Origin of the sequence: Quyinboa sediminis (assembly GCF_042219855.1) — a bacterium.
Taxonomy (GTDB): Bacteria; Bacteroidota; Bacteroidia; order Bacteroidales; family UBA5342; genus JBHJHP01.
This window is the reverse complement of the sequence record NZ_JBHJHP010000004.1, coordinates 440685-461563: the sequence shown is the minus strand read 5'-3', so window position 1 is coordinate 461563 and position 20879 is coordinate 440685. Positions and strand designations below refer to the sequence as shown.

Below are 20879 nucleotides of genomic sequence, written 5' to 3'. Positions count from 1 at the left end.
ATTTGCTCCCTGGTATTATATCCTATTCAGTTGTTGAGCTACTCCCCGTTATTTCATAGAACGGATTCTGCTGTAAATTAGGATTCGCATTGATTTCGCTTTGCGAGATCGGAAAATAAAGTGCATCCATTACAGACATTTTACTGTACTGTAAAGCCTGGTCACCGGTAAATTTATAAACCACATAATTTAACAGGCGAACAGGGTCCCCATCGCGTCTTGCCAGACGCATTAAATCATACCATCTTTTGCCCTCGAACATCAGTTCACGCTGGCGCTCCCTGAGTACAAGCTTTTCCATTTCGTCCTGTGAATTATAATCAGCCAGTTGTAAAGAATCGCCACTCAACTCCGGGTTTGCTCTAAGGTATGTTTCATTAACCATATCCATTGCACCCTGCAGGTCAGCCTCACCTCTGTTTAGTTGAACAAGTGCTTCAGCTTTCATAAGGGTAATATCCGCTAAACGGTATACAATCCAGTTAGGCGATTTGGAAGCGTATGTATAGCTGCTGTTACCTTCATTTGTCTCACTACGCTGTAAACCGGCATATTTAAAGATGTAATTATAACCGTTAACAGCCTGATTCTGATTGATAAAGTCCTTATATCTTATATCTTCATCTTCATCACTTTCTATCAGTGAACTGGATACTTTATGATGGAAAATACTATGCTCTCCGTTTACATCTGTCAGAAACAAAGGCATGGAAAGCTGTCCGTAATTAACACCAAGGAAACCGTAATAAGACCTTACGATGTCATTTGATATTTCATCGTCATCAAAACTAAACTCAAATATGGATTCCTTCGATGTGCCCACATAAAATACGTTGTACAGAAAATCTTCGGCATCCACAAATTCCAGTGTAGGATCCTGAAGAATTTCATCACATTTCTGTACTACCTTGTCATACTGTTCATCCCATAAATAAACGTCAGCTAAAAGTGCCTTTACAGCATTTTTTGTAATTCTCACCTTAGACATTTCCTCTGTATCATAATTTTCCGGCGCAAATTTCTCTGCATATAAAAGATCTGATATAATACTGTCCAGAACTGCTCTTTCTGTGGTTTGATAAACGTTATAGTTTTGTGTATCATCAATACTGGGCTCGGTAATCCATGGAATATCTCTGAAAGCCCTGACCAGATAGAAATAAGCCAGTGATCTAAGCGTGAGTACCTCTGCTTCCATCGTTTTTAATTTACCTTCGGTAAAGGTCTGATCATAATCCAGAACCTGGGGCGCAAAATGCATAAATGTATTGCAGTAATTAATAACCGTGTACATGCTTCCCCACTGACAGAATTGATTAGATGATGTTATATCCACCTCAATGACCTTACTGAGAGGTCCGGATGTTCCGTTTCCCTGCGTTAAATTATCTGATCTCACCTCCCCCCAAACAATCATTTTTTCCATATTTGAAGGTTCAGTAAAATACCTGTAACATGACATCAGAACAGCCTCGGCCTGAGACTCGGTTTTCCAGTATTCTTCAAGAATTGTTTCACTTTCAGGTCTTACATCAAGCCAGTCTCTACAGCCTGAAAATGAGAATAATACCAGACCACTAAATACAATTGTTATAATTTTACTTTTCAACATCTTAATGAACTTTTAAAGTGAAATTGTAATACCCAGTGTCACATCCTTCGAACGCGGAGTTCTTGAATTATCCGTACTCACGTTAAATCCACCGTAACCAACTTCCGGATCCACTCCTGAATATTTTGTAAATACCAATACATTGTTAAAGGTCAGATAAAAGTTTAACTGTTTCAAATTATACTTCTTCAATGCTTTTGATGGTACCGCATAATTAAATGTCAAATACTTGAACCTGAGAAATGAACCATCTTCAACATAACGGTCACTTCCCAGCCAGTTAAATCCATACTGGTAAAGTGCGCGGGGCATGTTGGTAATATCACCGTCTTTTCTCCAGCGCCAGTTCACAGCAATGCTCTGATTGTCGTTTCCATACATGTTTTCAGCATTCATCCTGGCCGCATTTACAATTTTGTTTCCATATCTGAAGTTAAAGAACATATTGCAGGACAGATTCTTATACCTGATCAATGAACCAAAACCACCATTTACTTTAGGGTTTGAATTTCCAAGATAAACAATATCCAGTTCATCAATACTACCATCATGGTTTATGTCCTCATAAATGGCATCACCACCCTGAAATTCATATTCAGATGATTTTCCGTAAGCGAATACCATGGGTAAGGGATCCCCGTTTTCATCTACGATAACGTTTTTCTGCTCATCTCTTGCAACAGGAGCATTTTCCTGAGCTCCAGGCACATAATCACTGTACTGATATACACCTTTATATTTAAACCCGTAAATAGATCCAAAAGAGTTCCCTTCCTGTATACGGGTCAGATATGTTCCGTTCGTATAGTCATATTCACCATTAAAGGTGTTTAATACGGCAGGTATAAGGTGAACAATTTTATTCACATTATTAGCAAGGTTAAAATTAAAGTCAGCGCTGAAATCACCCTTTTTAATAACCCTGTTGGCATTAAAGTTAAACTCCCATCCGTTATTATCCATTGTACCAACATTCTGATACGAATAACTACCTGCTCCTGATGTAGAAGGGATCGACAGATTCTTAAATAACTGGTCATCGGTTCTTTTCTGATAGAAGTTGAAATCCATTATATACTTATCATTAAAGAATCCAAGATCGGCACCATAGTTAAACGAGGATGTTTTTTCCCACCTCAGATCCGAGAGCTGCAGGGATGTAGGACGGGTGGCCGGGATTCCGGCATAACTACCATAGTTTCCGTAACGGCTGAAATGCAGATATTCTTCATCCGGCGGGTTACCGGTAACACCCCAGCTGGGACGGATAGCCAGCATACTCAACCAGTTCTGGGTAGATCTCATGAAGGGTTCATCCGAAATAATCCACTTAAATGAAATACCCGGGAAATTACCGAATTTACGGTCATTACCGAATTTTGTGCTACCATCCCTTCTGATACTCGCACCCATGATGTATCTTCCCTTGTATGCATAATGCATCCTTGCAAGCATACCCATTGAACGCCAGGCAAAACGGCTTGTATTAATTCCATCCAGGTAAGCATCTACAGATGCATCACTGTAAAATGGTACACCAAAAATTGAATTCCCCTGGCTTTGTGAATTACCCGTTCTCAACTGAAACGAACCATATAATGTAAGTGTATGTTCAGGATTTGAAAATTTAGGCTGCCATGTAATGTTATTGTCAGTCTGAACAGTCATACTTTCAGAGTCCCCGCTTACAGAACGGTTTACATTGGAATTATCCCAATAAGCGTTGGTTGCTTCAGCTGGAAGGAAACTTGTTGTTTTGTTGTTGTTAATATCAAATGAAACATAAACGCTGTAGCGCAGATACTGAACATCGGGATCCAGTATATCATAATTTAAACGGAAGGTTGGTAAAATCCTGTAAGTCTTTAAATTATTCGTTGCAAGGTGCGCTAATGCAACAGGATTATAAAGATCCCGTTGTGCACCATTTAAGCGCGAATCTCTTCTGATATTATAGAACTCATCAGTGTTGTTTCCAAATATATCCTGCTTATAAACACTAACGTTAGGCATCTTTCTGTAGGCAATACCTAATAAATTATCATAATTTCTCTGGTTGTCGGAATAGGTAAAGGAAAATTCAGAAATGAACCTTAACCTGTCTGACACCATATAATCCAGGTAAGCACGGGATGAAACTCTGTTCAATACCTGTCCGATAATTGTACCACGTTGCTTATAAAAACCGCCTGATACCCTATAGAGTGCTCTTTCACCTCCACCTGATACAGTTAAATAGTGGTCCTGAGTAAAGCCTGTTTGTCTGACCTCGTCAATCCAGTCCGTGTTATTATTGAAATTTTCATATTCTGAAAATGTCGGATCATAATTAAATTCATCCACATCAGATGCAGCTTCATTCTGATAAGGATTAAAATAAGCCTGTTTCATTAACATGGTATAGTCGTCACCAGTTAACATTTTAATTCCTTTAGGCTGACGTGCTGCTGTTGTTCTGAGTGTATACTGAATACGTGTCGGACCAGATACGCCCTTTTTAGTTGTGATCAAAAGCACACCATTTGCACCTTTAGAACCCCATACTGCTGTAGAAGCGGCATCCTTAAGAACTGTAATCTCCTGAATATCATCAGGGTTAATACTCAACATATTAGCATACTGTTCTGTATTCGCATTTGCGAAGTCAAAGTTCGGGTCAATATTGACCTCGTATGGTATACCATTCAAAACGATTAAAGGCTCTGTGTTGGCATTAATGGACGATGTACCCCTGATACGCATGGATGATCCTGCCCCCGGGTCGCCTGAATTAGCCACGATATCCAAACCTGCGATACGTCCCTGTAATGCATCATCAATTGTTGTTACCTGGACACCTTCAAACTTCTTGGTGTCAATGGTTTGAACGGCTGTTGATATTTCCCTTTCGGGTATTTTAAAGTTCCCTTCACTGTGTGTACGTTCACCTTCTGCTACAAACTCACCAAGGACCTGAACATCCTCAACCATCTCAACATTGATCTCCCTGTTGCTGCCAATCTCAAACGACTGATCCTTGAAACCTATGAAACGAAAGTTCAGTTTATTGGAGGTATCTTTAACTTTAATAACATAATGACCATTGAAATCTGTAATAGCTGAATTGACGATCCTGTTGTTTTCGTCAACCTCTGTTACTGCAACGGCAATTAAGGTCTCTCCATCAGCTTTAGATGTTACAGTTCCCTGAATTATAACATCACCTGTTGATTGTCCAAATGAAAAAAACGGCAACAGAAGGAATAAAGCTAATACTAGTATTTCTAATTTAGATTTCATATTAATTTTCATTTGTTTCAAATCTCAATACGTTATCAATCTGATGAATTACAGCAGTTGCAGAAGTATAGATCTGCGATGTTGAAAAGGCGGCACCTGAAGCACCTGTACCATCAACTTCTTTTAATGTCTGCGGGTCTGCGTTAAAAATATAATCTCTTGCCAGTAGGTTATACAAACCAGGTTGTGTAATAACCGATGCACTTACTGTTCCCCTGGCAGCTTCACTTTCTGTTGTTAAATTCAAATAAGATCCGTCACCCACAACACCAATTTTATAGTACTTATTTTTATAGGTATTGTACAGTGAGTATCCTCCGTTCAGTTTAATGGTAGATGACTGATAAACCTGATCCACTGATTTTCCACCTATGAATACAGAGTTATCCTGGAAATGATACCTCAGGAAACGTTCCAGTTTTACAATTGCAGCATTTCTGTCTGTGGTTCCTTCGATAGAATTTATTCCCATAATGGTATCTCCGGGAGCTACAACGTAATCATCCCAGGGTTGAATAATGCTATCCTGAATTGCCTTGGCAATTGCATCATTTGTTGGAACGTAAATGGTATAATTAAATGTATTTAAGAATTTTACTGTGAAGTCGATACCGAAATAATTGGTTCTTCTTACAAAAAATACTGAGTTTGAAGACTCCGGAAAACCGGAAAGCAATTCAAAGAATGAACTGAACTCTGGTGTTTCACTTAACGTTTTATAGACCGAATTTGTAGGTGTTTGAATTGGTTTATCTATAAAATAGGTATAACCGTTTTCCACTTCAAAATTATCTACCATGTGTACTTCATCGTTCCGTTCAATATCACCACCTCCCTGAACAACCATGTTCAAACCGGAGCCGGCTCCTTCAACTTTAATTACATTGCCACCTTTTGTGAGGTAATATCCATCAGCATCCTCAACGCCGTTAACCACAATGTTGGTATTCAGCATGTCGAGTAACCGGTTCGAAATGAAATCAGGATCCTCTATTGATGCTATAGAATCACCTACCGTATTCGTTGCTGCATCATATGCATATACAGTAGCAAAAACCGTTTGTTCTTCTTCGTTATACCAGAACTGTAATGCGCCCTTTTTATCTTTTGCAAATGCTACCGGATCAATATAGTTTTTAAGATATTCATCAGTTGGTACAAAAAAGCTATACCGGCTAATCAAAGAGTTAAGGTATAATCTGAAGTCATTCTGGCGGATTGCCCAGTTGAAAACCTTTGTTTTTTCACTGAACAGAACCGGTGCATAAACAGAAATATAATCATCCGGCGGATAAACATTGTTCATGATATAAACTACGCCGTTAACTCCCACATAGGTATCTACAATATCATCTTTTCCAACATATATAACCGAGTTTTCAGTATCGGTCATCTTTTCGAAACGGCTTGGTGTTGAAGCAAGCAAAGAAGTTCTCAGATGCCTCTGAAGGAATAATACGGTTATATCATCCGGAACATTAGCCCAGCTTCCAAATCGATCTCTCAGAATTTTACCGGCCCCTACATTGAAGTAATGATCCATAGCATCATTGGTTGGCGCAAATATTGCCCCCATGTCAGCCTGCAATGATGTTCCGTTAATGTTATCACTATAACTGTTCCAACCCGGATTATAGGGTAAAAGCAAATCTGTATTAATCAACCGGCCATTAGGATAACGTTCTCTACCTCCTGTAATTGTTGAAGAAAAATATGCTTTGGTATAAATGGAATCGATATGAATGTTATTCTGTTCGTTATAGTCTATGTTATTAAAACGATCTGTATTTTCACTGTCGTAATATGGTGCAGAAAACCGCTCAAGCAGCGATGAGAACTCCGAAGTTCTTGTATCTTCCATCAGATACTCAGCCATATTAACCGGCGGAACAAGTACATCTTCCAGTACATTAATATATCCGTTCTTACAGGTAATATCACGCTCAATAACCTTTTTATCAAAAATAAAGGCATCATTGGTCTGGCGTTCCTTGCCTGTAATCAAAAAGAAGTCTTCATTCGTAATCGCTGCATAACTCAGCTGTTTCTCAAGGAAATGAACCAGAGGTGATGCTGTATTGTCTTTGAACAGGTGAATTCCACGTGTTTTATATGCTTCCCATTGTTTTGTATCCGGTAATTCATCACCCTTGTCAAAGTAAACAGTATCCACTGCTGTCAGTGCAGTCTCTCTTCTGATTGCCTGCCCCTTATTCAGTTCGCCATTATAATAATTAGATAAGGTCTCAATCAGATAAGCATTGTTTATCATACTGAAATTCAGCAAAAGCGTTTTCTGAGTATGACTCAAATCCTCATAACTTGAAACACCCCACTCGTTATTCTGATAAAAACGAGTAAAAGCATCATCATCAGCAACGAACAATGTTTTACTACCGGTTTTTCTTAAAACCTCTGTATACCCTACATCCTCGATAATTTTCACATAATTCGTGTAATTACCATTTTCCTTTAAATAATCATAAATACTTGCTCCAAGCCAATCCGGTTCCTTATTATCATATATGTATGGATCTTTGCACGACATGAAACCCAAAGACCCGGATACTAATACAGATATCAATATCAGGTACCGAAAAAGATGATTCTTAAAATTTCTTTTCATCGTATAATAAAATTTTAATTTAAGCCCTATTTAAAATCTGGAAACAATACCGCATAAGACATATGCGCCAGAAGAGTAAATTTGGGTTTTTTCATATTTTTCAATTAGTGTTGTGTTAAAAAGTTGCAATTTATTTTGTCAAATTCAATGAGTGTAAATAAAACACTAAAATTTGCAACGAACAAATATAGAACTAATATAGTTCATATGCAACAAACTTCCAAAGTATTGCCATTTGTTAAAAATGTTAATAAAAATACGGTAAAAAGCCTTTTTCAGGCGTGTGAATTGAATTTTTAAAATATTTTTTAACGTTTCTCCTCATAATTTCCCCTCCAAAATCCATCTCATTTTTTAAAAAATATATACTCTTTGCAGAAAAAGTACCATTATTTAACGAGATTATCTACGATAAAATTGTCTGAAAAAATGATGAATTATGTTAAAATTCCAATAATCGAGTTATACCCTTAGATATGCCAGAATAATACTTCCTGATAAGACAAAAAAGGTTGATCATGAAAATATGATCAACCTTTTTATTACCTTATGCTTACGGGTTAATCTCTGAATTTTGCTTTCAGGAATTCCCTGTTTAATCGTGCAATATTTGAGATAGAAATGTTTTTCGGACACTCTACTTCACAGGCGCCTGTATTGGTACAGTTTCCAAATCCCAGTTCATCCATTTTTGACACCATAGCTTTTGCCCTGCGTTTTGCCTCGACCCTTCCCTGTGGTAACAATGCAAACTGACTGACCTTGGCCGATACAAAAAGCATAGCTGAGCCATTCTTGCAGGCTGCAACACAAGCACCGCAACCGATGCATGAAGCTGAATCCATAGCTTCATCAGCGTCGATTTTTGAGATGGGTATCGCATTGGCATCCGGCACACCACCTGTACTGACAGACACATAACCCCCTGCTGCAATAATCTTATCAAAAGCGGTGCGATCGACAACCAGGTCTTTAATTACGGGAAAACCTGCTGATCGCCATGGTTCAACAGTTATTGTTTCTCCATCCCTGAATTTCCGCATATGCAACTGGCAGGTTGTGACATCATCATCCGGCCCATGCGGGCGACCGTTAATGTACAGAGAGCACATTCCGCAAATACCTTCGCGACAATCATGATCAAATGCTACCGGCTCACCACCTTCGTGTATAATTTGTTCGTTCAGAATATCCATCATTTCAAGGAATGAACTATCTGTTGAAATGCCGGATAACTGATATGTCTCAAACTTTCCTTTTGTTCCGGCGTTTTTCTGACGCCAAACTTTCAATGTTAAGTTAATTGTCTTTTCCATTACCTATCAACTTAAATTATTTATAGTTTCTTGTTTTTACTTCTACAGCCTCATAAACCAGGTCTTCTTTCAACAGCTCCGGTTCTTTGTCATCACCAGTGTAAAACCAACAAGAAACATATTTAAATTTATCATCCTGTCTTAAAGCTTCACCTTCTTCTGTCTGATACTCCTCTCTGAAATGTCCACCACAGGATTCTTCCCTGTTCAGAGCATCACGTGCCATTAGTTCACCAATTTCGATAAAGTCAGCAAGACGATTTGCTTTTTCAAGTTCTGTGTTAAAATCTTCAACTTCGCCGGGAATTCTGACATTGGTCCAGAATTCTTTCTTAATTTCCTGAATCTTACTGACAGCTTCCTGTAATCCCTCTTTATTCCTTGCCATACCAACAAAATCCCACATGACCAATCCAAGTTCCTTATGGATGGTATCTACAGATTTCTCACCTTTTATTTTCATCAGCTTTGCAATCCTGTCATTAATAGATTGCTCTGCTTTTTCAAATTCAGGCAGATCAGTTGACATGCGGGGCACATGAAGTTCATCAGCCAGATAATTCTGTATAGTATAAGGCAATACAAAATAACCGTCAGCCAATCCCTGCATTAAAGCAGAAGCACCCAGTCTGTTGGCGCCATGATCTGAAAAGTTTGCCTCACCTATAGAAAATAATCCGGGGATGGAAGTCATTAATTCATAATCGACCCAAATACCACCCATTGTGTAATGGATTGCCGGATAAATCATCATGGGAGTCTCATAGGGATTGTCGTCCACAATTTTTTCATACATCTGAAAGAGGTTTCCGTAGCGTGCTTTAATGGTATCCTCTCCCAGGCGTTCAATAGCTGATTTAAAATCAAGATAAACAGCCAAACCTGTAGATCCGACACCATACCCCGCATCGCAACGTTCCTTCGCAGCTCTGGAAGCCACATCGCGTGGCACAAGGTTTCCAAATGCAGGATATCTTCTTTCCAGATAATAATCCCTGTCTTCCTCTTTTATATCCACAGGTTTAAGTTTGCCTGCACGAATAGCCTCGGCATCCTCCTTTTTCTTTGGAACCCAAATCCGACCGTCATTACGTAACGATTCAGACATCAGGGTCAGCTTACTCTGAAATTTACCATGTACAGGAATACAGGTTGGATGGATCTGAGCAAAGCAAGGGTTGGCAAAATAAGCACCTTTTTTATAGCATATCCAGGCCGCTGATCCGTTGGATCCCATGGCATTTGTTGACAGAAAAAAGGTATTACCGTACCCACCAGTAGCAATAACCACTGCATGTGCAAAATGACGTTCTAATTTACCGGTTACAAGGTTACGTGTGATAATGCCACGTGCTTTTCCGTCTATAATTACAAGTTCAACCATCTCAGAACGCGTATGCATGGTTACTGATCCGGCATCAACCTGACGCATCAGGGCGGAATAGGCACCTAAGAGCAACTGTTGTCCGGTCTGCCCCTTGGCATAGAAGGTCCGGCTAACCTGTGCACCACCAAATGATCTGTTATCCAGATAACCTCCGTATTCCCTTGCAAACGGAACACCCTGAGCTACACACTGGTCGATAATGCTGTTACTAACTTCTGCAAGCCTGTAAACATTAGCCTCTCTTGCCCTGTAGTCACCACCTTTTACGGTATCATAAAACAATCGATAAACAGAATCGCCGTCGTTTGGATAGTTTTTAGCGGCATTGATACCTCCCTGGGCAGCAATTGAATGGGCGCGTCTCGGACTATCCTGAATACAGAAATTTTTCACCTGGAAACCCATTTCACCAAGCGATGCAGCAGCTGATGCACCTGCGAGCCCCGTACCAACGACTATTACATCAAGTTTGCGCTTATTGGCTGGATTTACCAGCTTTTGATGTGCTTTATAATTACTCCATTTCTGAGCCAACGGGCCCTGTGGAATTTTTGAATCTATCTTTTTTGCCATAGCAATAATTTTTTCTGATTACTAAAAGAATAAGTATTGTGCAACAGCAATTACACTAAACCCACCACCTATGATCCAGGCAATTACCAGACTGATTACGCGTAATCTTTTCAACCATAGTGTATTGTTCCAGCCGATTGTCTGAAATGCAGACCAAAAACCATGCGCCAGGTGAAACGCAAGTGCAACAGAACCAATCACGTACACAATAACTACCCAAAGATGACTAAATGTATCATTTACCAGAGTATAGGCATTTTCACCCGTTGCAGTAAGTCCGAAAAACGGAAACTCTACTTCCGCCGGATGCCAGGGTCTGTAACCCCGCATCTTTAAATAAAAATCATAGATGTGAATAGCCAGAAATGCAAAAATTGCAATCCCCAGAACGAGCATATTCTTTGATGCCCATTCAACGCCCTGCGTATTATTCCCTGACTGGTATTTCTGGTTTCCCCTTGCTCTCAGGTTTTGAAATGAGATTATGAGTGAATAAATAATATGAACCGCAAATCCAAGCGCCAAAACCGGCTCAACAACTTTAATCAATGGATTTGTTGCCATAAAATGTGAAGCCGCATTAAACATCTGACCTGTTTCTGTTCCAAATGCCCAGTCAAGAATCAGAAACGAGTTCGCTGTTAAATGCACAATCAGAAACAAAATAAGAAAAAGACCTGATATACTCATCAGAAATTTTCTTCCGATTGAAGAACTAAAAAGATTAGCCATACATATCAATTTTTAGAATTATTATCGTTTTTAAAGAACAGATCGCAAAATTACATGAAACATAATTACTGGCAATATATTAATGAAATTTTTCCTTATTTAAAACGGATATAAAAAGAAATACACGTTTTTTATCAAATGCCTACAAAAATAACAGATAGATTATTTTTTACCAGCTTTTTAACAAATAGTTTAAATAAATCTGTTACAGAACTAAAATCAGCCGGGAATTTATTGGATTAAATCCTATGCGGAGAACTGATTTACAAATTAATATCGATTAATTTTATTATATTTGATACAACTGTAACTTTAATTTATGCCTGGAATTACCGACCATAACAAAAACATTTTTTCAAAGTCTTTTTTTGAAAACAATGAGATGGAAATTCTGCTTGAGGATAATGGCTGCATTGTGTTCATCAGTGAGGTATTGTGCAGGCATCTGGGATATACATCTGCTGAATTAACCGGGCAACCTTTACTCTGTTTCATCCATCCGTCTCACAAAACGGAAATACAAAAATCCTACCGTTTAATACGATATATTAAAAAGGTTACATTTAACAGCTACCAAATCTGTCTGAGACATAAAAACAATTCCAAAATTTTCATGGAGGCATCCGGGACCATTTCGTACAAAAACAACAAAACTTCCGGTATTATATGCCTGGAAAAAATTAATGAGAACCGATGGAAACAGGCACAAAGAAATGAAAATGCAAAACGTCTGAGGCTGGCAGAACAGGCAGCAAATTTCGGAATATGGGAATGGAACATAAAAACAGGCGACATCTATATCTCAGATCATGTAACAGAGATTCTTCATATCGAAAAACAGAGTTTCAACGGAAGGTTCGATCAGTTTCTGAGCCTCTTTGACAAAGAAGGTATCCGTGAATTAAAAACAGAACTGGATAAGTGTTATAAAAGTGATAAAAAGTTGAACCAAACACTTCATATCAACTCTCAATCATCAAAAACAGGCTGGATAAAACTGGTTGCAGATCTTGAACGAGATGCTCATGGAAAACCGGATAAAATGTTTGGGATCATTGAAAACATCGATGAGATTGTACGGTATGAATCAAAACTACTGAAAAAAAACAAAGAACTTTCTGATATAAATGATGAAAAAAACCGTTTTTTCTCGATAATTGCACATGATATTCGCACGCCATTTACCGCCATTCTGGGATTTTCTGAATTGCTTTATGACGACTACTATGAGTTAAATGATGAAACCAGACGAAATTATATCAAAACCATAAAACGATCAGGAGAGCAAACCTATCAGTTTATTGAAAACCTGTTAATCTGGACCAGATCACAGATGAATAAAATTGTTTATAATCCGGTTAAAATAAGGGTATGCGACTTAATCTCTCTTATGGAAGAGATTTTCAGACCGGTTTATGAGAAAAAAGACATCAAATTTATCAGCAGATGCAAAGAGGATATTTTCATTCAGGCGGATGAAGACATGCTAAAAACATCGTTGCGGAACCTGATTTCCAATGCAATTAAATACACCTTCTCCGGTGGCAAGGTAGAAGTCTATTCTGTATTGAACGGCAATAAGGCAGAGATTGTTGTCAAAGACAACGGGGTAGGAATGACAGAGAAAAAAACATCAACACTCTTTTCGCTTAACAAGGGATTCAGTACTCCCGGTACAGAAAATGAATCCGGGACAGGATTAGGCATGATCATTTGCAAAGAATTTGTGTCTAAAAACAAAGGTACAATCAACGTTGTAAGTAAAAAAGGTAAAGGAACGACCTTTACCATCTCATTCCCGGTTTTTACCTGATTTATGCAACTGAAGTTCCTGCCGTTTTTGTTTGACCCGTAAAATCAGTTCCGGATAAAATTCTTCAAAGGTTTTTGTTATAAATGCACTTTGTTTTTCCATAAAAATCATCAGTTCACGTGTATGATCCGGAAGCGATGTCCTGTCTGACATGATCTGAACTGAATTTTTTATTCCCTCAAGCGAAGCATACATCTCTAATCTTCTTGATTCTCTTATCCGGTCAAGAATAAAAGATACCCTCTCAGGCAGGATATCCCGACGATCTGCCAGTGCTTTATAGCTGTATCGGGCAAAACTGTCAATATCAGTACCTGACCAGTTTTTAAAATCACGCGCCAGGATGTGATCAAAAACGATATCAGAAACCACGCCCGCATATCTTTTATATACGGGTCTCAGTGCCACCACCAGTCTTCTGGCAATCCGGTTCTGATCAGTAAAGTCATCAATAGCCCGATGAATGAGTATACCATTCCGTATTGGGACAGGATAGTTTAAATAGCTCTTCCCTTTAACAAAATCCCCCATAAAATTACCGGTCATTTCATCTTCATCAGGATAAGAAAGTAATAAGTGCGCCAGGAAGTTCATGTATAAATTTACTAATTCTGATTTAAAAACGGTTTGATGATATGATGTTAAAAAATACTGGGGTAAGGACATACTAAAAATCCACAAAAAACAAACAGGGTTGTTTTACAGAAACGTAACTGCATAAAAAAAGCGGGCAACACCCGCTAATTTTTTAACTTCTGCTATGAGGTCTGAAAGGTCTTTTCTGATCTCTTCTCTGACCTCCTCCTCTCCGATCATTTCTCTCTTCTCTTGGTTTAGCTTTCTTAACCACAATTTCGTTTCCGTTCAGAGTAGCTTCATTTAACTGATCAATGGCTGTTGTAGCTTCATCATCATTAGCCATTTCTACAAAACCATAACATTTGGAATTTCCGGTTTCGCGGTCCATAACAACTTTAGCAGAGATTACTTCACCATACTCGCTAAAAACTTCATTTAAATCCTCTCCTGTAGTTTGAGGATTTAATTTTGCAATAAAAATATTCATCATAAAAAATAAAAAATAAAATAATTGAAAAAACTAATAGACAGGATAGTACGGGTTTTCAATCTGTTAAATAGAGGAAATCGGACTAAGAACTTCTATTAAATAACTGACACGAAGATACGGTAATTTTTTAACAAAAAACAAAAAAGTATATCATAAAAATACCATTATTAATCTACTGATAATCAACATTAAAAAACTTTTACACTGGCATAACAAATCAATTACTTATTCATAATTATGACACAGAGGAAAAAATTTAGAATTTTAGTTTTGCGCATACTAAATTTTCTTCTATTTTTGCACCGCTATTTAAGAGAGATAGCTTTAAAATTCAATAAGTGAAGGTAAGCAGATATCCGTTGACTACCGGAATAAGCACTAAAAAAACCCGATCTTAGTATTTTGGAGATGGCAGAGTGGTTGTACCGATAGCTATCGGGTGCGGCGTTCTGAAAACCAGATCTGATTTTATCAGGGAGAGATGGCAGAGTGGTCGAATGCGGCGGTCTTGAAAACCGTTGTACCGCAAGGTACCGGGGGTTCGAATCCCTCTCTCTCCGCACCAAAAAAGCCCCGGCGAAAGTACCGGGGCTTTTTTATTCCCAGATATCACCGGATGTGTTTGATGAGAAGTTGTATCTTAAAAACATTTATTCTTTGACTTTACAGGCACTTCCGTCAGATGATTTAACGAAGGAGCACTAACCATAGGGAGCAGGAACGAATTGTTAATATTTAAATTTTCACTAATTTCACTTCCTGAATAATATTTCAAAAACCCTTTTTATGAAAAAGACTAACATCCTGCTCTACCTATCAGCATATTTTGTACTGCTAAGTTGCGAAAAAACACCTGAACCAACAGGCGACTTTACCTATACATTAGCCACAGTCTTTTCTCCTGTGGAAGTAACTTTTACAGCAGATTACTCTGACGCTGATACCTACACATGGGATTTCGGCAATGACGAGATACGGCAAGGGCAGATCGTTACATATAAATTTACAGAGGGACTCCATACCGTTACTCTTAAAGCAAGCGGCCCCGGAGGCGAAACAAAAACAACTAAAACCCTTAATATACCGGGGAAAGCTACAAAAATGAATATTACCGGTATAGATGTCAATCGCTTCCCATCAACAAAACCCGACGGTAGTTCCTGGGATATTGATCCCGGATCAAATCCGGACATTTATATTACGGCCGGGACGGAAAACAAGACAGATTATGCACAAAGCGTAAATATTCAGGAAGATGCAGTAAGCGGTAAATCATACCCATTTGAAATTACCTATAGCTTTACTGAATTCGACAAACGCTTTTATGTTAATATTTATGACCTGGATCCTGCTAGCAGTGAATTCGTTGGAGGTCTCATCGGCTATATGGAGTATTACCGGCTTAACGGTTATCCTGAATCGTTTGATATGGTTCTGGATGAATACAGTTTTACAGTTTACGTGAAGTGGGAATAAAATAAAGACTGTTTAAGTGGCAGAATAAGGAATGATTTAATTGAAGCTCATGAAAGAAGGACACATACATACAATTCTTTTAACGGTAAGTATACTTTTAACCCTATCGTGTAATAAAGCGCATCAAACCGAAAATGAAGCTTTTATATACGGAGGTGATTTTTCCATTATGAAAAAGATGGAAGATCTTGGTGGAGTATATAAATATAAAGGTATTCCAACAGATGCCCTTACGCTTTTTAAACAAAACGGATACAACTATGGTCGAGTCAGGTTATTTCATACCCCGGACATGGAAGGTCCCGTATGCAATTCTCTTGACTATACGATAGCGCTTTCCCGAAAGATTAAAGCAGCAGGCATGAAACTGCTGCTGGATTTTCATTATTCAGATACATGGGCTGACCCACAGAAACAATACAAACCAAAAGCATGGGAAGGATTATCTTTCGACGTTCTGGCCGACAGTGTTTATACGTACAGTAAAAATGTAATTCTTACCATGAAGAAGGCCGGTGTGTTACCCGATATGGTTCAACCCGGAAATGAAATTACAGCTGGAATGCTCTGGCCTGAAGGTAAAATCTATCAGGACTCTATGGAAAACTGGACAAGTTTCTGTGCACTTCTTGATGCAGCAATACGAGGCATAAATGATGCATCTGAAGATACTGAAATTCCAGTTATGATTCACATTGACCGCGGTGGAGATCAGGCCGGCACAAAGTACTTCTTCAATCACCTGGAAGCAGAAGAAATTAAATTTGACCTTATTGGATTGAGCTATTACCCATGGTGGCATGGCACTTTTGAAGATCTGGAAGATAATCTGTCCTGGTTATCAGGGAATGATACACATGATATTATCATTACCGAGACGGCGTATTATGCCAACGGATATTATCCGGAACCACAAAAATGGGTGCTTGACGTTCAACCCTTTAAACCAACAGAACAGGGGCAGTATAACTTCCTGGTGGCGCTGGATAGCATTGCACATCTCTATCCAAAGGTTAAGGGAATTTTTTACTGGAAACCGGACGGCTTGTACATTCCTGAATCTAAGGTCTGGTTCACAGGAAGAAGTTTATTCGATAATGAGGGCAACGCATTAAAAGGCCTTACAGCGTTCAAATAAGTACCTATTATAAAGAATTCACACCTATCAGTCTCAAAATGAGATAAATTTGTTTGGTTCAAAAGTTTTAATTCACTAATTTTAATCCAATCAATTAGATCTCTCACTATGTTAAATGATGTTATCCCAACCCCGGATACCCTACCTGTACATTGGGTATGGTTTCAGATTTTACTAACGTTTACTTTTGTACTTCATCTATTATTAATGAACCTGGTATTGGGCGGCAGCCTATTAGCCGTAGGTGATTTGGTAAGAGGGAAGAGTATTGACAAAGAATCCCGGCATATTCCAACGCTGATTGCCTTAACAATCAACCTGGGCGTACCTCCGCTTTTATTTGTACAGGTACTGTTCGGAAACTTCTTTTATTCAAGTTCGGTCATGATGTCAGTTTACTGGATCCTGATTATTCCGGTTTTGATCCTGGCTTACTACGGCGCATATATTTTCTCGAAGCGAATTGATATGAATTCAACCTTCGGAAAAGCGATGCTTATCCTGTCCACTTTACTCATTCTGTACATTGGATTTATGTTTGTCAACAACTCCACATTTTCCATTCAACCTGACAAATGGAGTGCGTACAATGACAATCCCGGAGGAACCCTGTTAAATCTTCGTGATCCATCATTCTGGCCCCGATATCTGCACTTTATAACTGCAGCAGTAGCCATAGCCGGATTGGGGAAAGCCATCTGGATCAGATTTTTTAAGAAGGCTGACCCGGCTGAAAAAGAAACAGGAATAAAAAAGAATCTTCGCATATTCGGTTTTGCCACCATGATACAGTTTATTTTCGGATTATGGTTCTGGCTTGCAATGCCAAAGCATGTTACCATGGCATTTATGGGTCAGAATATTCCGGCTACCATTCTCATGGTTCTGGTATTAATATCGGCACTGCTGATCATCATCTTCGCCATGCGTGGGAAACTGATTCCTGCTTTAATCCAGGGATTATTTCAGGTGATCCTGATGGCCGTTGTCCGCGAGATAGCCAGGTACACCTATCTGGAGGGAATATTCAAACCATCTGAACTTGAAAATGTGCATCAAAGCACCCCACTCCTTGCCTTTCTGCTGATTTTTATTTTAGGCTTGTTCCTTTTATTTTATATGTACAAGCTTGCCGTTGAACCTAAAACAGAAAAATCATGAATTATCCAATCTGGTATCTCCCGAATACAGGTGGTGGTTTACTTATTGCCATCATCGCAATTCTTCATGTTGTTGTCGCCCATCTTGCAGTTGGCGGTGGTTTATTTCTGGTTCTCACGGAGCGCAAGGCAGTAAAATCGGATGACACCGGTATGCTGCAATATGTAAAAAAGCATACAGCATTTTTCATGCTGTTAACCATGGTTTTCGGTGGTGTTTCCGGTGTAGGCATCTGGTTTATTATAGCCCTGGTTAATCCCGGAGCCACATCTGCTCTGATCCACAATTTTGTTTTTGGCTGGGCCATCGAATGGGTCTTTTTTATCGGAGAAATTGTGGCACTGCTCATCTACCATTACAGGTTTAACAAGATGAGCCCGAAGAACCATATGATTATCGGATGGCTATATTTTATTTTTGCATGGTTAAGTCTGTTCATCATTAACGGAATTCTGGGCTTTATGCTCACCCCCGGAAGATGGCTAGAGACTGGTAATTTCTGGCTTGGATTCTTCAATCCGAGTTTCTTGCCGGGCCTGCTTTTCCGGACGGCTATCGCCATTACCTTTGCCGGTGTATTTGCCCTTGTTACCGGTTCATTTCTAAAAGATAAGGCCTTAAGAACACGTGTTTTCAGATACAGCGCCAAATGGATGTACATCCCTTTGATTATTCTTGTTTTAACGGGATTTTATTACTCAACGGTCATCAGTGAAGATGCATTCCGAAATGTATTTCATGTTAATCCTGAGAGCCGAATCTTCATCAGCATCCTGATATATGCTTCCATTGCCTTATTCGGACTGGGATTGTTTACTATTATAAAAATGAATGGCTTTCTGCAGAAAATACTGGCATTTGCGCTGGTTTTAATTAGCCTGGGATGGATGTCCGGATTTGAATATATGCGCGAAATAGCCCGTAAACCATTTGTTTTATACGATTTTATGTATTCAAATGGTATTCTGCCCGAAGAAATTCCACATATTAATGAAACCGGATTTCTGGCTTCTGCAAAATGGTCAAATATTAAAGAAGTGACAGAGGCCAATAAGCTTGACGCAGGATCAGAAATATTCCGTATTCAATGTATGTCCTGTCATACCATTGATAACTATAACGGAATAAAATCCAGGACAGACCGCTTAACTGAGCGAGGACTAGAAGCACAACTCACAGGCATGGGGAAAGTAAATACGTATATGCCACCGTTTGTAGGGAACCAAAATGAAAAAGAAGCATTAGCAGCCTATATCTTTGAGGTCATACAAGGCAAAACAACAGAAGTCGCAAAACCATATTCACCAACACCACTAAGCACAGATGTACCACCCTTTGACCCCAAAAAGGATGAATATGTGTTGTTAGTCTGGAACGACCTTGGTATGCATTGCATTTCAGACGATGAGAAATACTTTTCGTTTCTTCCTCCTGCCAATACTTTAAATGCACAACTGTTTAAGCGTGGTGCAGTACCACAGGTAATTACCAAAGGTGTGGAACTTTTGTATGAAGCCGAACCCATGCATGCCCATCCTGAGACAGCCCATCCGTCGTTCTGGGAATATTCAAAAGAAATATTCGGTGTGGAACTTCCACCGGGGAAAGGCCTTGCCGGAAAATCCGTAAAAGATAAAATGGATGCACACGGCAACCATTTTGCCGCAGATTTTATTCCTGTTGTTCCTTATCGTGAAGACGATGTTTACAGTCCATATCCCATGTTTACGATTAAAGCCTACGATAAAGAAACAGGCAAACTCCTGGCAACAACCAAAGCTGTTACACCTACGTCAACCGAAATGGGATGTAAAAACTGTCATGGCGGTGAATTTGCATGGAATGGCATCTCTGGTGTGTCAGATGAAACATCGCGGAATATTCTGGCTGCTCACGACAGATATAACGGCACCACCCTGCTCGCCGGTGCTGAAAACGGACATCCCAAACTTTGTCAGTCCTGCCATGCCGATCCCGCTGTCGGAGCAAAAGGACAGGCCGGCATCTTAAACTTTTCTTCTGCGGTGCATGGTTTTCATGCCAATTATTTAAGCAACATGGATAATGCTTCATGCAATATGTGTCATCCTTCAGCTACAACAGGAAATACAAACTGCTACCGGGGAAGACATACCGAAACAGGCATAAATTGCACCAATTGTCATGGAAGAATTGAAGGTCACGCTTTAAGCCTTCTGGCAGCCCAGAAAAACATTAAACAGGCAAACGTGCTGGCTAAAAACCTGGAACCTGTTTTTATTGCAGACAAAGCAAATATTAATCCCAGAACACCATGGTTAAATGAACCGGACTGTAAAGGATGCCATACAAACTTTAATATTAACGGTGATGGTTATTCCGGCACAGCATTTAATCAATGGGTTGGCGGATTTAATGACCTGTACCGAAACCGGACAGATAATCATGGAGTGATGTGTATTGCCTGTCACGGCTCAACACATGCCGTTTATGGTGCGCGTAATATTTATGAAAAACAGCGTGATAACATGCAGCCTTTGCAATATCAGCAGATGGCCGGAACAATTGGCACACATAATAATTGCGCTGTATGTCATACGAAATCCATGGACACAAACGGCCATCACCGAAATATGGTAAACAGAAAAGACAATGTAGCTATTGTTGAATAATCGCTAATACAATCATAGCTGAACAGGGTGTGGCGTAAGTTGCACC

At 39.2% G+C, this 20879-nt stretch carries 13 protein-coding genes and 1 tRNA gene; 6 read left to right on the top strand and 8 right to left on the bottom strand.

Going from position 1 to position 20879, the window contains the following annotated elements:
* Positions 1-22 precede the first annotated feature (22 nt).
* From ACE1EF_RS12350 to ACE1EF_RS12325, 6 genes are all read right to left on the bottom strand, one after another.
* Entirely contained in the window at positions 23-1612 is a 1590-nt protein-coding gene (locus tag ACE1EF_RS12350; RefSeq protein ID WP_375720977.1) for a RagB/SusD family nutrient uptake outer membrane protein, read from the bottom strand.
* 12 nt (positions 1613-1624) lie between these two features.
* On the bottom strand, positions 1625-4891 hold the full coding sequence (locus ACE1EF_RS12345) for a SusC/RagA family TonB-linked outer membrane protein (RefSeq protein ID WP_375720976.1): 3267 nt from the start codon (positions 4889-4891) through the stop codon (positions 1625-1627).
* A 1-nt stretch (position 4892) separates the two neighbouring features.
* Positions 4893-7517, bottom strand: coding sequence for a hypothetical protein (locus tag ACE1EF_RS12340; protein ID WP_375720975.1), 2625 nt, complete (start codon positions 7515-7517; stop codon positions 4893-4895).
* Positions 7518-8077: 560 nt separating this feature from the next.
* A complete protein-coding gene (locus ACE1EF_RS12335) occupies positions 8078-8833 on the bottom strand; it encodes a succinate dehydrogenase/fumarate reductase iron-sulfur subunit (RefSeq protein WP_375720974.1) in 756 nt (251 codons plus the stop codon).
* A 16-nt stretch (positions 8834-8849) separates the two neighbouring features.
* The gene (locus tag ACE1EF_RS12330) at positions 8850-10793 is read right to left on the bottom strand and encodes a fumarate reductase/succinate dehydrogenase flavoprotein subunit (RefSeq protein ID WP_375720973.1); all 1944 of its coding nucleotides are present in this window, start codon (positions 10791-10793) and stop codon (positions 8850-8852) included.
* A 21-nt stretch (positions 10794-10814) separates the two neighbouring features.
* Complete coding sequence (locus ACE1EF_RS12325) at positions 10815-11525, bottom strand: succinate dehydrogenase cytochrome b subunit (RefSeq protein WP_375720972.1); 711 nt, start codon at positions 11523-11525, stop codon at positions 10815-10817.
* Positions 11526-11844: 319 nt separating this feature from the next.
* Here ACE1EF_RS12325 and ACE1EF_RS12320 point away from each other — a divergent pair, with 319 nt between their 5' ends.
* Positions 11845-13338, top strand: a complete 1494-nt coding sequence (locus ACE1EF_RS12320) for a sensor histidine kinase (RefSeq protein WP_375720971.1) — start codon at positions 11845-11847, stop codon at positions 13336-13338.
* Here the strand turns inward: ACE1EF_RS12320 and ACE1EF_RS12315 are convergent.
* Both ACE1EF_RS12315 and ACE1EF_RS12310 read right to left on the bottom strand, forming a co-directional pair.
* Positions 13318-13932 carry an acyl carrier protein phosphodiesterase gene (locus tag ACE1EF_RS12315; protein WP_375720970.1) on the bottom strand — a complete coding sequence of 205 codons (615 nt, stop codon included), beginning with the start codon at positions 13930-13932 and terminating at the stop codon, positions 13318-13320. The two genes, ACE1EF_RS12320 and ACE1EF_RS12315, sit on opposite strands and share 21 nt — an antisense overlap.
* 154 nt (positions 13933-14086) lie before the next feature.
* A complete protein-coding gene (locus ACE1EF_RS12310) occupies positions 14087-14407 on the bottom strand; it encodes an RNA recognition motif domain-containing protein (RefSeq protein WP_375720969.1) in 321 nt (106 codons plus the stop codon).
* Between the two features lie 475 nt (positions 14408-14882).
* Here ACE1EF_RS12310 and ACE1EF_RS12305 point away from each other — a divergent pair.
* The 5 genes from ACE1EF_RS12305 to ACE1EF_RS12285 all read left to right on the top strand — a co-directional run bounded on the left by ACE1EF_RS12305 (position 14883) and on the right by ACE1EF_RS12285 (position 20833).
* A tRNA-Ser gene (locus tag ACE1EF_RS12305) sits at positions 14883-14967 on the top strand.
* Positions 14968-15193: 226 nt separating this feature from the next.
* Positions 15194-15883, top strand: a complete 690-nt coding sequence (locus ACE1EF_RS12300) for a PKD domain-containing protein (protein ID WP_375720968.1) — start codon at positions 15194-15196, stop codon at positions 15881-15883.
* Between the two features lie 49 nt (positions 15884-15932).
* Positions 15933-17021: a glycoside hydrolase family 53 protein gene (locus ACE1EF_RS12295; RefSeq protein WP_375720967.1), complete on the top strand. Its 1089-nt coding sequence runs from the start codon at positions 15933-15935 to the stop codon at positions 17019-17021.
* A 108-nt stretch (positions 17022-17129) separates the two neighbouring features.
* The gene (locus ACE1EF_RS12290) at positions 17130-18182 is read left to right on the top strand and encodes a hypothetical protein (RefSeq protein ID WP_375720966.1); all 1053 of its coding nucleotides are present in this window, start codon (positions 17130-17132) and stop codon (positions 18180-18182) included.
* On the top strand, positions 18179-20833 hold the full coding sequence (locus ACE1EF_RS12285; protein WP_375720965.1) for a cytochrome ubiquinol oxidase subunit I: 2655 nt from the start codon (positions 18179-18181) through the stop codon (positions 20831-20833). Before ACE1EF_RS12290 ends, ACE1EF_RS12285 begins: the two co-directional genes overlap by 4 nt.
* Positions 20834-20879 lie beyond the last annotated feature (46 nt).

Bases quoted from the DNA above. Each gene is read 5' to 3' on its own strand.
- ACE1EF_RS12295 (WP_375720967.1), top strand. From the start codon at position 15,933: ATGAAAGAAGGACACATACATACAATTCTTTTAACGGTAAGTATACTT.
- ACE1EF_RS12340 (WP_375720975.1), bottom strand. From the start codon at position 7,517: ATGAAAAGAAATTTTAAGAATCATCTTTTTCGGTACCTGATATTGATA.
- ACE1EF_RS12350 (WP_375720977.1), bottom strand. From the start codon at position 1,612: ATGTTGAAAAGTAAAATTATAACAATTGTATTTAGTGGTCTGGTATTA.
- ACE1EF_RS12330 (WP_375720973.1), bottom strand. From the start codon at position 10,793: ATGGCAAAAAAGATAGATTCAAAAATTCCACAGGGCCCGTTGGCTCAG.
- ACE1EF_RS12320 (WP_375720971.1), top strand. From the start codon at position 11,845: ATGCCTGGAATTACCGACCATAACAAAAACATTTTTTCAAAGTCTTTT.
- ACE1EF_RS12310 (WP_375720969.1), bottom strand. From the start codon at position 14,407: ATGATGAATATTTTTATTGCAAAATTAAATCCTCAAACTACAGGAGAG.
- ACE1EF_RS12345 (WP_375720976.1), bottom strand. From the start codon at position 4,891: ATGAAATCTAAATTAGAAATACTAGTATTAGCTTTATTCCTTCTGTTG.
- ACE1EF_RS12285 (WP_375720965.1), top strand. From the start codon at position 18,179: ATGAATTATCCAATCTGGTATCTCCCGAATACAGGTGGTGGTTTACTT.
- ACE1EF_RS12290 (WP_375720966.1), top strand. From the start codon at position 17,130: ATGTTAAATGATGTTATCCCAACCCCGGATACCCTACCTGTACATTGG.
- ACE1EF_RS12300 (WP_375720968.1), top strand. From the start codon at position 15,194: ATGAAAAAGACTAACATCCTGCTCTACCTATCAGCATATTTTGTACTG.
- ACE1EF_RS12315 (WP_375720970.1), bottom strand. From the start codon at position 13,932: ATGAACTTCCTGGCGCACTTATTACTTTCTTATCCTGATGAAGATGAA.
- ACE1EF_RS12325 (WP_375720972.1), bottom strand. From the start codon at position 11,525: ATGGCTAATCTTTTTAGTTCTTCAATCGGAAGAAAATTTCTGATGAGT.
- ACE1EF_RS12335 (WP_375720974.1), bottom strand. From the start codon at position 8,833: ATGGAAAAGACAATTAACTTAACATTGAAAGTTTGGCGTCAGAAAAAC.